We start from the raw sequence: 14,264 nt of genomic DNA on the forward strand, positions 1-14,264 counted from the left end.
TCCCGGCCAGCGGGAACGTGCATGTTGTCAGGTTTCGGTCGGCTGGAGGCAGCCTACTCGACTCACCCATCATTCGGGCGCGGGCGGAGGCGGCTTGACGAGTTTGATGGCCTGATACGCCGCGACCGGACCGACCTCCTCATGGCCTGCCACCTGGACGGTGGGGACGGCAAACCGGATGCCGTTCTCGTCAAAGGCCTGCTTGATCAGGGACAGGGCCCGGCGACGGATGACGAACTGCTCGCCGGGCTTCGTCATCATCTTGAGACGGATCTGGATGCCGTAATCGCCGAATTGATCGACGCCCTGCATCTTGAGCGGTTCGATGATGTTGGGCGCGAATTCCGGATCCTGCGCCAATTCCTTGCCGATCTGCTTGATGAGCTTCTTCGCCTTGTCGAAATCGGAGTCGTAGGACACGCCGATGGTCAGCTTGTCGATCACCCAGTCGCGGCTCATGTTCTGGACCGCCCCAAGCACCCCGAACGGCACCGTGAAGAGCGGCCCGCGGTGATGCCGCAGCTTCACCGACCGGAACCCGAACGATTCCACCGTTCCCTTGTAGCTGCCGCTCGTGATGTACTCGCCGACCCGGAAGGCGTCGTCGAGGAGATAGAAGACGCCGCTGAACACGTCCTTGACCAGCGTCTGCGAGCCGAAGCCGACGGCGACGCCTACGATGCCGGCGCCCGCGATCAGCGGCCCGATCTCCACACCGAGCGCGGAGAGGGCCATCATCACGGCGACGACCGCCAGCACCACGAAGATCACATTGCGGAAGATCGGCAGAAGCGTCCGCAGCCGCGCCTGCCTGACAGCCGCCTCGGTTCCGGGCGGGGACAAGGTCTCGGTCTGGCTGAGCCGCCGGTCGATGAGCGACTTGACCACCTGCCAGATCAGGTCGGCGACCAGCAGGATCACGACGCTGCTCAGCGCGCCCCGCAGCAGGCGGGTCAGAAGGGTATCGCGGCCGGTCATCTCGACCAGATCGATCCGCAAGGTGTATGCCAGCAGAAAGGCGGCGCCGGCGATCAGGAGCGCCCTGAGGCCGCGATCGAGAAAGACCGCCGTCAGCCCTGGCGTGGACGGCGCCCCCGAGCCTGAAGGCGGACGGGAGACGTGATGGCTCGCCATCTGGGCGACCTTGATCGCCGGGGGCAGAAGGAGAGCGACCGCCAACAGCCAGAACAGGCGCATGAACCCGACAACCCAGAAACCCCAGAGCGCAACCAGACAAAGGGACAAAAGCCAGGGTGTAAACCTGTGACGCGCCGGATGCTGCGTCTCGTCGGGCAGGGCATCCAAGGCGGGAGGCCTTGTCCAAACGACATTCAGGGCGATGGCCAGGAGCCCGAGCCCGAGGGTATAGGCCACGAGCTCGCGCGCCTCGGGTGAGAACCCCAGGGCGCTGAGCACATCGAGCGTGGCCCGCCCAAAGGCGAACCACCCGACAAAGAGCGCCAGGCGGCGAAACCAGAAGCGGGCGGCGCCGGCGGACAACGGGACGACCCGGAAGCGGTCCGCATCCTGCGGTCCGCCGCCGTCAGGTGCCAGGAGAAACCGGCCCAGAACCAGGACCAGGCGCAGAACCACGGCCGCGATCAGATACGCGAGGACGACCTGCCGCAAGAGCGGCGGCCAGTCGAAGGCGAGGAAGGCCCCGATGCTCCCGAGCCCGAAGATCACCACTTCGCTGAGGCCGAAGGCGAGACGCAGGCCGATGGCGCGCATCCGCTCGGACACGGTTTCCATGGGCATGGCGGCGATCCGCTGCTGGGGATGAGCGGTGACCCTCCTGAAGATCCATTCGGTTCCGGCGCCCAAGGCGACAAAGCCGAGGACCAGGATCAGCACGCCCACGAGGCTGCGGCCTTGCAATTCGGCGAGCAGGCGATCCGCGGCGCTGCGGAACTCGCCCGGCAGGCGCGGCGCGGCGGCCGCGAGGGAGGCAAGATGGTCCCGCAGGCTCGCGGTTCGGGCCGCCATCATCTCGGAGGCTGTCGTCTGGGTAGCGGTCGGCGGCGGCCCTGCAAGCGGCGGCGTCGGCGCGAGCTGCTGCTGCTGGTCGATCCAGCCGCGCACGGCCGGATCCTGCAAGAGGTTCAGGAGCTGCTGCACCTGGGGCGGGGGCGGGTTCTGCGTCGGGGTGGTCTGGGCGTCGGCGGACGCAGCCCCCATGGACACGAAGAACAGCAGCGCCAGGCTGCACAGGAGCCGGGCCGGTGCGTTGTGGTCAGCGTGCGTCGTCATCATCGAAACCGCCTCCTTCCACAGGGCGCCTGTTTACAATCCTGCGCAGGTGCTCTGTCCCGGCGCGACGATGGCACGGATCAGCGCAACCGGATGCGGACCGCATCCGCACCGACCGCCAGCATCAGGCCCTGGCGCTTCGTGCGCAGCCGCAGAACGACACCCTTATCGTTCTCCAACCACAGCCTGCCGTTGCCCTGTTCGGCCAAGGCCCAGCCGACACGGACCTGTCCGTAGACGCCGTCCAGATCCGAGACCCGGGCGAGTTGATAGACCTCGCCTGTGGCCTCAAGCTTCGAGACACCCAGCCCGCCGATACCGAGACCGTTGATCGTGAAAGGATAGTTGTGGCCCTTGAAGTGGAGCGTCCCACCGCCAACTGCGGCGCTCCCGACCAGCGCAAGGTGGACCTGGCTGATCGAGACCCGGGCCGCGGCGGGCGGCGCTGCCGGTGTCTGCGCCTCGGCGTAAGAGGATGTCGCGGCGATGATCGCGGCCAAGAGAACGGCCTTCGGCCCGCGGTCGGAAAAATGAGAAGCCATTGGTGACTCTCCTGTGCCCTGATGTGCTGGAAGCCCGCGCCCGTGGCCGACCTCGCCTTTCATATCGACGACCGTTCGGCCCCCGGCGGTCGCCATGTCGAGACCCTTGTCGAGACGACCAATGCCGCGGGGATGGGGCGTCGGCCCACTGACCGTCTCATCGCGAGCACTTCTGGTACGCGGTTCCGACGCTGTCCTGGTCATTGGTGTAGCGTCGGAGAGAGCCGTCCGGCAATGTTGCCAGGAGAACTCTCCGCTCACCGCCCGCCACGGCGTTCGCGCAGTTGAGGTCGAGAACCTGACGCTCTCCGGCCGGTCTGACCGATTTGATGCGACACGATGCCATGGGCGTCCTCAGGCGATTGCCGGAGACGATGAAGGCAGGAGCAAACATGTCGACCGGCTTCTTGAACAAAACTCCTTTCCCTGCGGATGAATAGGTCTCCGTGCAGGAAGAGCCCTGGATCAGCCACGCCCCCTGGTAGCCCGACAGACCTGCCTCCGCCGCGATCGCGCCCGATATCGCCACGGACGCGGCCAGGGCCAAGCCCACCCCAGCGACACCGACAAATCGTACAACTCCCATCGGAACCTCCTTCAGAGAAGACATCCGTCCATGACTGGACGCGGCGAGCGGCCTGAGCGCTGGCCTGACGCTAGCAAGGGATGGCACGCTCCGCCTGTATCTTCCTGTATGTTACAGGGCGACTACAGGAGTCAGCGCTGGGGGATGGCCGACCGCAGGGCCGTTTCCGCGGTGGTCGTGTCCGGCACCGGAAAGCCGGCCTTGCGCGCGCCTTCGGCCAACAGGGCACCGTCCTCGGGTCCGTAATTGCGCTTGGCCACTTCACGATCCCACTGGTCGAAGAAGGTGGGCCGCGCCTGGAGAAAACGGTCCCGCGCCTCGGCGGCCTCGCGCTTCATCCCGAGCTGGGCATAGATGATGGTGGACACGAAATGGTAGAGCGGGAACTTCTCCTGACTGACCTGCCGCATCAGAAGCTCGGCCCTCCGGAAGTCGCGGTCCAGATAGGCAAGCTGCGCCAGCACCCCGTTGTAATAATCCGAATGGCCCGGATTGCGGGCAAGGGCCTGTTCGATGAGGGCCATGCCGCGCTTGTGGTCGCCGGCCTGGCCCAGCCGGCTTCCGAATTCTCCGAGCAGTTCGGTGTCGTTCGGGTTGAGCGCCACAGCCCGCTCGCCGACCTGCAACGCCTCCACCGGCTGCTCCGTGAAGAAGAGTGCCATCATCAGCGCCTGCAACCCGCGGACGTTCTCCGGGTCCAGGCGATTGGCCAGGCGGGCGGCCTCGATGGAGCGCCGCGTCGCCGTCGGCGAACCGGGGCGCGGGTTGAAGCCGAAGCGATCCTCGTCGAGGTAGAGCATCGAGAGCATCGCCCAGGCGGTGGCGTAGCTTGGATAGCGGGCGACCGCCCGTTCAAGGCACGTCCGGATGGCGGCGTGGCTGTCTGGGCTCAGCGCGGCGCGATAGCCGTAGAACCGCAGCGTGCAGGCATAGGCCTCCAGGTCCTCCGGCGCTCCCGCCTGGGTGCGCCTCTCGTCAGACCGGGCAATGATGCCATAGGGCTGGCCGACCGCGGTCGCGACCTTCTGGGCCACATCGTCCTGGATCGCGAAGAAGCCGCGGACGCGCAGATCGTCGTCATAGGCCTGCGACCACAGCACGGCGCCGGTCTCGGCATCGAGCAGGCGGCCCGTCACGCGCAACTGGTGCTCGGCGGTCCGGACGCTGCCCTCCAGCACATACCGCGCCCCGAGGTCACGCTGAATTCGGGCAACGTCAGCCCCCGGCGGAATGCTCCTCGAGGTCTCCCGTCCCAGCACCGAAAGCTCCTTGAAGCGGGCGAGCTGGCTCAGGACCTCCTCGGTGAGGCCCTGGGCGTAGATCTTCGTCTCCGGGCCTTCGCCCAGGTTGGCGAAGGGCATGACGACGAGGGTCGGCCCGCTCGGGGTCGTGGCCGATGCCTGGACTAGCGGCTGTGGGATCCAATGCGAGGTGCCCCACCAGGCGAGACCTGTGACTGCGGTGGCCAGGGCCGCGGCGCCGAGGTCGATCCAAAGCGAGTTTGGACGTCGGGATGGCAGGACGACGGCCACCTTGGGCCGCGGGGTGGCAGGGTTTGGCGGATCCAGGGCCTCCGCCCTCGGGACAGCCCGCAGGGTGAAGTGGGGGACGTAGGCACCCTTCGGCACGTCGATGATGACGGGATCGGACAGTCCGGGGACCAGATAGTAATGCTCGAGGGCGCGGCGGAGCCGCCCCGCCTCGATCCGCACCACCGGATCGCTCTGGGCGTCGAAGGTCGCATCGCGCTCGAACACCTCGGTCCCGACCGAGTAGGCCTTGATCCGGTCCCCGCGCCCGGCCAGCGTCTCCTCGACGATGTAGCGCAGGAACTTGCGCGCACGCGCGGGGGCATCGAAGTCACGGCTGGCGAGGAGGCGTTCGAGCTGGGCGCGCACATCGTCTGCCGAAGGCAGCGACTGCGCCTGCGATGGGCCGTCAACCCCATGGTTGCTGCCGTCGTGCAATGGGCCGGCCTTTCGGAGGCGTCGGACGACACCTTGAGTGCCTGTATCCCCTGTAACCTACAGTATGTTACTCCCCTATGACACGCAACGGGGCGATACTGACCTCTGTGGGACGGCGCACCAGCGTCGCAGCACCCTCACGCGGGTTCAATCATGGATCAAGCCGTACTGGTCGCCATCGCCCGCTTCCCGGACCGGGGGCACGCCATCGAGGAACTCGCGAGAACGGACGAGGACTTCCGGTCGCTGTGCGCCGATCTCGCCGACGCCGAGGCAGCCGCCGTTCGGTGGCAGCACTCGTCGTTGCCGGTGAGCGCCGCCCGCAGCGCCGAGTACCGGGACCTGGCCAGGGATCTCGCTTCCGAACTGGCGGCGATGCTGGATCGCCACGCGCAATGACAGGAGAGCCGGCATGGCCGTGACGCTTCACTCCGCTGCCCCGCATCATCTGCCGGCGTTCATTACCGGCCCCGGCGAGACCGACGTCCTCATGACCGTGATGGCCGTTGTCCTGGTCGTCGCCGTGCTGGCGGTCGGCCTGCTGTTCCTGCGGCTGCACACGCTGCCCGAGCGCATGGCGCACAGGTCGCACAAACTCCAATTCGAGATCGTCGCCGTGCTGGGCCTGCTGGCCCTGTTCACCCACCAGCACATCTTCTGGGTTGCCGGCCTGATCCTCGCCCTGATCGACATTCCCGACTTCGGGAATCCACTTCGCCGTATTGCCGGATCGGCCGAGAGGATCGCCGGCATCCCGCCGGACAAGGGCGCGGATGATGTGCCGGACGAGACCGGTGCCGTTTTCGCCCATCCCGAAGAACCCCAGCCGCTGCCGCCGCCCGCACCGAAGGTCGTTCCGGTCCGCCCGGGGAGATGATCCATGCTTGAGCTTCTTCTCTGCTCCCTGCTGACGATTTTCCCGGACTATCTCTTCCGCCGCTATGCCCAGGGCAAGCGCATCGGCAAGGAGATCACGCTCTACTCGGTCTGGTTCGAGCTGCGCTGGGGCCTCGTGGCTTGCCTGATGCTCACGGTCGGGCTGATCACAACGGTCTTCTACAACCATCCGTCGACGAGCAACGCCACGTTGTTCTACCGGACCGTCCCGATCCTGCCGGAAGCGAACGGACGTGTCGCCGAGGTCTATATTGACGGCGTGACCGGCGAGGTAAAGCAGGGGGCACCGATCTTCAGGCTCGACAGCTCGAAGCAGGAGGCGGCCGCGGAAGCCGCCCGGCGCAAGATCGCCGAGGTCGAGGCAGCCCTGGTGGTAGCCAAGACCGATGTCCTTGCCGCCGAGGCCAAGATCCAGGAAGCCAGGAGCGCGCATCAGCAGGCAGTGGACGAACTCGCGACCAAGCAGGAGATCTATAGGCGCAATCCAGGCGCCGTCGCCGTCAGGGACATCGAAAGGCTCGAGGTTGCCGTGCAGGGACGCCAGGGCGCGATCGACGCTGCTGTCGCCGCGAAGAGCGGCGCCGAGGCGCAGATCTCCGCCCTGCTGCCGGCCCAGAAGGCCAGCGCCGAAGCCGCTCTCGCCCAAGCCGAGGTGGAACTGCGCAAGACCGTTGTCCGCGCTGGTGTGAACGGGCGCGTGGAGCAGTTCACGCTGCGGGTCGGCGACATCGTCAACCCGAACATGCGTCCGGCCGGCGTGCTGATCCCGGAGGGCGCCGGGCGGCAAGCCATCCAGGCGGGCTTCGGGCAGATCGAGGCCCAGGTGATGAAGGTCGGCATGATCGCCGAGGTCACCTGCGTGTCGAAACCCTGGACCATCATTCCGATGGTGGTGACGAGCGTGCAGGACTACATCGCCGCCGGCCAGTTCCGCGGCGGCGAGCAACTGATCGATGCCCAGCAGGTGATACAGCCGGGCACCATCCTGGTGTTTCTCGAGCCTCTCTACGAGGGCGGGCTCAGGGGCGTCACACCGGGCAGCTCCTGCATCGCCAACGCCTATACCAGCAACCACGATCTGATCGACTCCGGCCAGGTCAGCACCACCAAGGGGCTGGTTCTTCACGCGGTGGATGCGGTCGGACTCGTGCACGCCATGATCCTGCGGATCCAGGCGCTGATTTATCCCATCCAGACCCTCGTGCTCGGCGGACACTGATGCGAGCCGCAGTGGCTCGCAGGTCTGAGCGATCCCTCAAGTGGAGGCGCTCTTGCTATGGAACATTGACGAGGTCGAAGGCCCATGAAGCCCTTGCTTAAGGAAGTCCGTCACAATCCGCTGCTCTGGCTGCTGGCCTTCGTGCCCGTGGTGTTCGCCGCTCACACGCTCACGCCCGAAGCGCACACGCTGCTGTTCGTGCTGTCCGTCCTGGCGATCGTGCCACTGGCCGTGCTGCTGAGCCACGCCACCGAATCCGTGGCGGCCAAGACGGGCGATGCGGTCGGCGGCCTGCTCAACGCCACGCTCGGTAACCTGACCGAACTGATCATCGCGCTGGCCGCGTTGCGCGCCGGGCAATACGCGCTCGTGAAGGCCTCCATCGCCGGGGCGATCGTCACCAACTCGTTGTTCATGCTGGGCGCGTCGTTCCTGCTCGGTGGACTCAGGCACCACGTGCAGGACTACAACCGGGGCAACGCCCGTCTGCAAGCGGGCCTGCTCTTTCTGGCCACGATCGCGTTGCTGATGCCCTCGGCGGTCTCTGGAGCCGATCCCACCGCAGGATCGGCGGTGACCGACAGGTTGAGCGTGAGCCTGTCCGTGCTGCTCATCGCCGCCTACGGATTGGGCCTGCTGTTCACGCTCAAGACACATCGCGAATTCTTCGGTGGCGCGGATCATGCCGAAACCGGCGAGGCGCCGTGGCCCATGGGCTTGGCTCTGGCCACGCTGGCTGGCGTCACGATCCTGGTCGCGCTGGTGAGCGAGGTGTTCATCGAATCAGTGCAGCAGGCGGCGGTGGCGTTCGGGATGACCCCCGCATTCGTGGGTTTCGTCGTCGTGGCGTTGGTGGGCGCTGCGGCGGAGATGGCCTCAGCCTTTGCCGGCGCGCGCAAGAACCGGCTCGACCTGAGCGTGGGCATTGCGCTGGGAAGCTCGGCCCAGATCGCACTCTTCGTCGCCCCGGTGCTGGTGTTGCTCAGTTACCTCATCGGCCCGGCACCGATGAACCTGCAATTCTGGCCGGGTGCAGTGGTCATGATGCTCATCGCCACGATGACCGTGTCCCTGGTGACCAACAGCGGGCGCTCGGCGTGGTTTGTCGGCGTGCTCGTGCTGCTGGTGTACCTGATCTTCGCGATGACGCTTTATCTGTTGCCACCCCAGGTCCCCTGATCGGCTCACCGGAGCGGTCTGCATGTTGCGCCAAATTCTCGTGGGTGCTGCCGTCAGTCTTGGCAACATTGCCATCCATGCGTTGTTGATGGCGGCCGTACTATGGGCGGCGCGCACCGCGGTTGCGATTGCGACGTTCCGTCAATCGCTTCAATTGATCGCCGTCATGATTGCGACCGTGTCGTTCCTGATGGCCGCGCACCTTGCGGAGGTGCTCGTTTGGGCCTTGGCTTACGCAATCGTCGGTGCTGCACCTGACGACACCGATCTCATTTACTTCGCCTTCGTGAACTACACGACGCTCGGCTATGGCGACGTGACTCCCATCGAGCGTTGGCATTTGCTTGGGCCCATGACGGCGATGAACGGCGTCCTGCTGTTCGGGTGGTCGACCGCAGTGATCTTTGAGATCCTGCGGCGGGCAATGACGACCATCCGCAGCGAAGAAGGACGTAGAAAGAGACGTGGGTGGCCCGAGTAATGCGGCAGACGCATCCAAAGGCACGCGAATACCGGCTCTTGGCACGGGGCGGACCTTATCCGGATTCCCGCATGGGCGGGGTGAGCAGACCTTTACACGATTACGCTTAGAGGCTGTGTTCGACCCCAACCGGACGCTCTTTGCTGGTCCGCGCGGCATTCCCGACCTGAGGCATGCTCACGTGGCAGCAGTCGTGGCCGACCGCATGCGCGCCTGCGTCGGCGTCGTTCCCGTCCACCGCTTGAAGGCCGTTGTGTAGGCGCTGACCTCCTGAAACCCGAGAAGCCAGGCGATCTGCGAGATCGACAGACTGGCATCCTCCAGATAGCCCAGTGCGAGATCCCGCCGCATTTCCTCCAGTGTCCCGGTAAAGGTCGCGCCCTCGGTGGCGAGCCGACGGGCGAGTGTCCGTTGGCTCATGCCCAGCGTCGCGGCGATATCGGCAATCTGCGCCCGGCCGTGCGGCAGGATCGGGGCGATGGCGTTTTCCACGTGGACCCGCATCGGGCTGGCCGGAGCGGCCCGACGGGTCAGGATTTCCTCGCAATTCCGGATCAGGACCTCGCCGAGATGGGGGTCGGCGCCGATGAGCGGGAGCTGCGAGGCCCCGCGGGCGAAGGCGATCTCGTCACTTTCCGCGCCGAAGGCGACCTTGCAGCCGAAGAAGGCGTCCGGTTCGTCGGATGAGCCTCGGCGCGGGTGGACGAACCTGACGCGGACGGGCCGGAGGCTCTTGCCCGTCAGGTGACGGCACACGCGCACGAACGCCGTCACCAGGAACTCCATCTGATGGCGGTCGGTGTGCCGCGGTACGCCGACATAGCTGATCCGGACGCAAAGATCGGGATCCTGCCGGCACTGCACCCTCATGCCCTCGTTGGCGACGGTGCTGTACCGTTCGGCCCGGGCCAGGGCCTCTCCCAGCGTCGCGGAAGAGGCGAGAATGTAGTAGAGCAGCCCGATTTCCGGAAGCTCGAACCCTCCGGCGAGGTGGAAGCCGAGAAGGTCATCGCCAACGGCGTCGGCCACGAGCCCCAGCAGCGCGATCTGGTTCCGGACACCGATACGGGTGTCGCGATGCTCCATCTGAACGAACGTGAGAGCCGCCTGGTGCAGGAGCGGCGCAGGGTCGATGTTGGCCTCACGGGCGCGTGCCATCGCAAGGCGGGCGATCCCTCCGCCTGCCGTGGGCGGCATTGTGCCTGATGTCCCAAGTGACCGGTGCATCGCATCCGTTCTCCCGCAAGGCCGCCATCCGGCACCATGCCCGTGGCCCATGTCAACAAGCCAATGGCCCAGCATCACAAGACCGTCGCCCGGGATCGCAGGTATAGGCATGGCATCGACAGCGCCCTTGAGCAGGGGCTGCGGGATCACCCGGCCCCGATGCGCGCGGCTGCCTGCATTGCCGGATGTCGTGTGCAATCGATGGAGAACAAAATGCCCCAGCCGCAAGCGATGGCGGCCAACGCACCTTGCCCGCTGTCCGACGCCGACTGGATCGAGCAGAGGATCATTCGCGCCTACGTGCAGCTCGCTCTGGAGCCGAATGATACGGACGGCTCCCGCGCGGTCACGCTTGCCGGGCTTGATGGCCTCGAGATTCGCCTGACGGAAAGGTCCCTGGATGGCATTGCCGATCTGGCAACGTTCTGGCTCGAACTTCGCTCACCGGCGACCGGGGCGACCCTCGACAGCCTTGGTTGCCACGAGTTCGACGAGGACGAAATGTCGGCCGCCGTCGCATTCGTCGAGCAGGCCCTGCACCGGTTGCGGACCCTGCACTGACGGCAGCAGCGCAGCCATCGACCGTCTGGAGCGGCATTTAGGTGCCGGTACCGAACCCCGTCGGCAAGGCTGCCCTGAAACAGCACCATCGAGCAGGGCAAAGCAGCCCTTATGCCGTGAGGTCACCTCTCCCATGCCGCGCTTCTACTTCGACCTGCTCCTGGGATCGCACGCCAATCGCGATGAGGAGGGGCACTCCATCGACAGCCTCCAGGCCGCCGAGATCGAGGCCATGCGCACGGCAGGCGAACTCGCGCGGGACCGACTGCTCGCGATGCAAGAGGCAACACCCGAGGACATTCAGGTCACCGTGAGGAACGAGGAGCGGCAGCAGGTCCTCACGGTGACGGTTTCGATCCGGATCAATCGGATGGAGGAGTGCCACGGCCTTGGATGATTCCGCCAGCAATCACCCTTCCGGGCATGGAAACCGTATCGGACCGTAAGAAACACGCCCGTGAATGTCGGACGCTTGTCCGGCCCATATCTCATGATCTCTCAGGGCATGGCTTGAGCAATCAGCCAAACCGGCGGCGAGTTTGTCAAGATCCCAGAGCCGCCCGCCTGCGGAGACGCAATCCCATACGAAGTTCTGTCCTTGTTTCCACCCCCGCTCAGCCAGAGCCGTCGTGAGAGCGTCTTCGGCTTCGAAGAGGTTGTTGGGTGGGCAAGGATCAGCCATCAAGAGCCTGCCGATGCGGCGAGGCTGCTGGGCTGCGACCTGTGCAACAGACATCAGGCCAAGAACGAGGCTGGCAAAGGCCAGAACGCACGCACTTCTGACGCGGGGTCCCGAACGGCATCTACGCATGCTCACCTCCGAGAATGATGACGGCGAGAGTCCGCTGGGTTCGGAGTTCGTTTCCACGGCACGCGACTGCGCGACCACGACGAACGCTCTCGCTCCGGACCTGACGCAGCCTCGGCGAACAGCGAAGGATGGTATTTCTATGGGATGGAATGGACAAATCGCATCCTGGGGTACTCCAACCCGCCTCAGCATATTCACGGCGGCCGGATTGAGGGTGGCTTACGCGCTCATCGGCCATCTCCACCAGTTAGGTAGGCCCAAGCATGCGCCAACCAAAAGGACCGCTCCTGGCACTCCTCTGAAGCAACCCGATTGTCAGCTCTGGCGGCGAGTACCGGACGTTCCGAAAATGCAAGGAATCTCGGCCCCTGACCCGGAGGAGACATTTCGCTGCGACCGACACCCGATCGGGCGATAGAGGTCTGACCCAACAGGCCGTTCCTGAGCGCCTCGCCGGATGGGCCGCCCGTCGCGATCCCATGTCGCGCGCCGACGGCCTCGGGGTCACAAGCGCCGCCAACCGATCCAAGCCGCTCCCTTACGGCCCCGGGAGAACCGGCGTGCGGTTGGGCGGTATCCATGGCATCATCGTCAGATCAAGGTCCACCAGACTTCGACCGGATGGCAGGGATCCGCCATGACCGATCTGGGAGTCCAACGAAGGCTGACGACCGTCGTGGCTGCCGACGTGGTCGGCTACTCGCGCCTCGTCGAAGCTGACGAGGCCGGCACGCTCGCGGCCTTGAAGAGGCTCCGGCTGACCGTGCTGGAGCCCCTTCTGGCCGAGCACCGGGGCCGTCTCGTCAAGCTGATGGGCGACGGCCTCATCGCGGAGTTCGGCTCCGTTGTCGGCGCGGTGGCCTGCGCGGCGGCCATCCAGACCCGGTTGGCCGAAGGCCAGGACGCAATCCCGCCCGAGCGCCGGATTGTCCTGCGCATCGGCATCAACCTCGGCGATGTGGTTGTCGAGGGCGACGATCTCCTGGGCGACGGCGTCAACGTGGCGGCGCGGCTGGAGCAGGCGTGCCCGCCCGGCGGCGTGCTGGTCTCCGGACCTGCTTATGATCAGCTCACCGGCAAGATCGATGTCCCGTTCGAGTCGGCGGGCGAACTGCGCCTCAAGAACATCGCGCGGCCCGTGCGGGCGTACCGCATAATGCCCGGTGGCTCCCTGGCCCCGCTAGCCACCGTCCCCCTCATGGACAGGCCTGCGGTGGCGGTGCTGCCGTTCGACAACATGAGCGGCGATCCGGAACAGGCCTACTTCAGCGACGGTATCACCGAGGACATTATCACGGAGCTCTCCCGCTTCCGCGAACTCATGGTGATCGCCCGCAACTCCTCCTTTGCCTTCCGCGGGAAGAACACGGACGTGCGCGAGATCGGCCACACGCTCGGCGCTGGCTACGTGGTCGAGGGCAGCGTCCGGCGGGCGGGCAACCGGCTGCGGATCACGGCCCAGCTTATTGGGGCCGCCACGGGAGCACACCTGTGGGCCGAGCGTTACGATCGAGGCGTCGAGGACATCTTCGACATCCAGGAGGAGATCGCCAAGGGCATTGTGGCGACAGTGGCGCAACGGGTTCTCGAGGACAGCGAGGCGGCGGCACGACGGCGGCCGCCGGAGGACATCCTGTTCCTGCGCGGCCACCGCCTCTCGGACGTGTTCACGCCTGGGGCGCAGGATCAGGCGCGTGCGCTGTTCGAGCAGGCGCGGGCAATCGACCCGACTTTCGCGCGGGCCTATACAGGCCTCGCCTACAACCATTCCAACCGCTCGATCGATGAAGGAGTCGGCATCCCGCGCGATCGGAACCCGGACCTGATCGCCGCGCTTGACCTGGCCCGGCAAGCCTTGGCCCTGGACCCCAACGATCCGCGCGTGCAGGCCACTATCGCCCGCATGCATCTGGCTTGGCGCGACTTCGATGCCGCTGAGCGCCACTTCAACCTAGCCCGCGAGATGAACCCGAACGATCCCACGATCCAGGTCACCTGGCCGTGGATTCAGGCCTGCCTCGGGCACCCCGAGATGGGCCTGCCCGCCGCCGAACTGGCCAAGCGGCTGAACCCGCGCTATCCACGCTGGTACGACGACTACGTGGCCCGCATCCTGTTCCTCCTCGGCCGCTACGAAGAGGCGGAGGCCATGCTGCGGCGGAAGACATCCGGGGCACCCGAGGAACACCCGCGGGACATGGGCTGGCGGACCGCCGCGTGCGGCCATCTGGGGTGGGAGGACGAGGCCCGCCGTTGCGCGGGCTGGTTTGTGCGGGCGGTCGGGAGGTACTGGCGCGGCGATCCGGCCGGGCCACGGGAGTATGTCGACTGGTTCATTGACGTCACGTCCCTGAAACGGGTGAAGGACGAGGAGCGCCTCCGCGACGGCCTGCGCGCGGCCGGCCTGCCGGCATGAGAGTGCGGAGACGAGCCAGGACGTGAGAGAAGCCGCCCGGCCTACTGTGGAAAGACCGTCTGACATTCCGGGAGGCGGTGGACTGGCGCCGCCATGGCCTGCAACTGCTCAGGCTTGGCGCAAGGCGG

13 protein-coding genes are annotated in these 14,264 nt (G+C 66.2%); 8 read left to right on the forward strand and 5 right to left on the reverse strand.

Annotated elements, in window-relative coordinates; translation table 11 throughout:
* Window positions 1-69: 69 nt before the first annotated feature.
* The 4 genes from BB934_RS24090 to BB934_RS24105 all read right to left on the reverse strand — a co-directional run bounded on the left by BB934_RS24090 (window position 70) and on the right by BB934_RS24105 (window position 5,345).
* Window positions 70-2,253: a mechanosensitive ion channel family protein gene (locus tag BB934_RS24090; protein WP_237050076.1), complete on the reverse strand. Its 2,184-nt coding sequence runs from the start codon at window positions 2,251-2,253 to the stop codon at window positions 70-72.
* Between the two features lie 77 nt (window positions 2,254-2,330).
* Window positions 2,331-2,792, reverse strand: coding sequence for a hypothetical protein (locus BB934_RS24095; RefSeq protein ID WP_099511955.1), 462 nt, complete (start codon window positions 2,790-2,792; stop codon window positions 2,331-2,333).
* Window positions 2,793-2,949: 157 nt separating this feature from the next.
* Window positions 2,950-3,378: a hypothetical protein gene (locus BB934_RS24100; RefSeq protein ID WP_099511956.1), complete on the reverse strand. Its 429-nt coding sequence runs from the start codon at window positions 3,376-3,378 to the stop codon at window positions 2,950-2,952.
* A gap of 131 nt (window positions 3,379-3,509) precedes the next feature.
* Window positions 3,510-5,345: an adenylate cyclase gene (locus tag BB934_RS24105; protein ID WP_099511957.1), complete on the reverse strand. Its 1,836-nt coding sequence runs from the start codon at window positions 5,343-5,345 to the stop codon at window positions 3,510-3,512.
* A gap of 153 nt (window positions 5,346-5,498) precedes the next feature.
* On the opposite strand from BB934_RS24105, the gene BB934_RS24110 reads away from it, so the two are divergent.
* The 5 genes from BB934_RS24110 (at window position 5,499) to BB934_RS24130 (ending at window position 9,121) form a co-directional block, all read left to right on the forward strand.
* A complete protein-coding gene (locus tag BB934_RS24110; RefSeq protein ID WP_099511958.1) occupies window positions 5,499-5,744 on the forward strand; it encodes a hypothetical protein in 246 nt (81 codons plus the stop codon).
* Window positions 5,745-5,757: 13 nt separating this feature from the next.
* Entirely contained in the window at window positions 5,758-6,222 is a 465-nt protein-coding gene (locus BB934_RS24115; protein ID WP_237050077.1) for a hypothetical protein, read from the forward strand.
* 3 nt (window positions 6,223-6,225) lie between these two features.
* Entirely contained in the window at window positions 6,226-7,461 is a 1,236-nt protein-coding gene (locus tag BB934_RS24120) for an HlyD family secretion protein (RefSeq protein ID WP_099511959.1), read from the forward strand.
* Between the two features lie 84 nt (window positions 7,462-7,545).
* Window positions 7,546-8,640: a calcium/proton exchanger gene (gene cax / locus BB934_RS24125; RefSeq protein ID WP_099511960.1), complete on the forward strand. Its 1,095-nt coding sequence runs from the start codon at window positions 7,546-7,548 to the stop codon at window positions 8,638-8,640.
* Window positions 8,641-8,662: 22 nt separating this feature from the next.
* Entirely contained in the window at window positions 8,663-9,121 is a 459-nt protein-coding gene (locus BB934_RS24130) for a potassium channel family protein (protein WP_099511961.1), read from the forward strand.
* A gap of 177 nt (window positions 9,122-9,298) precedes the next feature.
* Here BB934_RS24130 and BB934_RS24135 read toward each other — a convergent pair whose 3' ends face one another.
* Window positions 9,299-10,348: an AraC family transcriptional regulator gene (locus BB934_RS24135; protein WP_173909490.1), complete on the reverse strand. Its 1,050-nt coding sequence runs from the start codon at window positions 10,346-10,348 to the stop codon at window positions 9,299-9,301.
* Between the two features lie 213 nt (window positions 10,349-10,561).
* On the opposite strand from BB934_RS24135, the gene BB934_RS24140 reads away from it, so the two are divergent.
* From BB934_RS24140 to BB934_RS24150, 3 genes are all read left to right on the forward strand, one after another.
* The gene (locus BB934_RS24140) at window positions 10,562-10,909 is read left to right on the forward strand and encodes a hypothetical protein (protein ID WP_157934295.1); all 348 of its coding nucleotides are present in this window, start codon (window positions 10,562-10,564) and stop codon (window positions 10,907-10,909) included.
* Between the two features lie 133 nt (window positions 10,910-11,042).
* The gene (locus BB934_RS24145) at window positions 11,043-11,306 is read left to right on the forward strand and encodes a DUF6894 family protein (protein WP_099511963.1); all 264 of its coding nucleotides are present in this window, start codon (window positions 11,043-11,045) and stop codon (window positions 11,304-11,306) included.
* 1,051 nt (window positions 11,307-12,357) lie between these two features.
* On the forward strand, window positions 12,358-14,136 hold the full coding sequence (locus BB934_RS24150) for an adenylate/guanylate cyclase domain-containing protein (RefSeq protein WP_099511964.1): 1,779 nt from the start codon (window positions 12,358-12,360) through the stop codon (window positions 14,134-14,136).
* Window positions 14,137-14,264 lie beyond the last annotated feature (128 nt).

Source organism: Microvirga ossetica (genome assembly GCF_002741015.1).
Lineage (GTDB): Bacteria > Pseudomonadota > Alphaproteobacteria > Rhizobiales > Beijerinckiaceae > Microvirga > Microvirga ossetica.

Excerpts from the sequence above, each read along its gene's own strand:
- BB934_RS24100 (WP_099511956.1), bottom strand. The coding sequence starts at position 3,378 with ATGGGAGTTGTACGATTTGTCGGTGTCGCTGGGGTGGGCTTGGCCCTG.
- BB934_RS24095 (WP_099511955.1), bottom strand. The coding sequence starts at position 2,792 with ATGGCTTCTCATTTTTCCGACCGCGGGCCGAAGGCCGTTCTCTTGGCC.
- BB934_RS24115 (WP_237050077.1), top strand. The coding sequence starts at position 5,758 with ATGGCCGTGACGCTTCACTCCGCTGCCCCGCATCATCTGCCGGCGTTC.
- BB934_RS24140 (WP_157934295.1), top strand. The coding sequence starts at position 10,562 with ATGCCCCAGCCGCAAGCGATGGCGGCCAACGCACCTTGCCCGCTGTCC.
- BB934_RS24150 (WP_099511964.1), top strand. The coding sequence starts at position 12,358 with ATGACCGATCTGGGAGTCCAACGAAGGCTGACGACCGTCGTGGCTGCC.
- BB934_RS24130 (WP_099511961.1), top strand. The coding sequence starts at position 8,663 with ATGTTGCGCCAAATTCTCGTGGGTGCTGCCGTCAGTCTTGGCAACATT.
- BB934_RS24120 (WP_099511959.1), top strand. The coding sequence starts at position 6,226 with ATGCTTGAGCTTCTTCTCTGCTCCCTGCTGACGATTTTCCCGGACTAT.
- BB934_RS24110 (WP_099511958.1), top strand. The coding sequence starts at position 5,499 with ATGGATCAAGCCGTACTGGTCGCCATCGCCCGCTTCCCGGACCGGGGG.
- cax (WP_099511960.1), top strand. The coding sequence starts at position 7,546 with ATGAAGCCCTTGCTTAAGGAAGTCCGTCACAATCCGCTGCTCTGGCTG.
- BB934_RS24135 (WP_173909490.1), bottom strand. The coding sequence starts at position 10,348 with ATGCACCGGTCACTTGGGACATCAGGCACAATGCCGCCCACGGCAGGC.
- BB934_RS24090 (WP_237050076.1), bottom strand. The coding sequence starts at position 2,253 with ATGATGACGACGCACGCTGACCACAACGCACCGGCCCGGCTCCTGTGC.
- BB934_RS24145 (WP_099511963.1), top strand. The coding sequence starts at position 11,043 with ATGCCGCGCTTCTACTTCGACCTGCTCCTGGGATCGCACGCCAATCGC.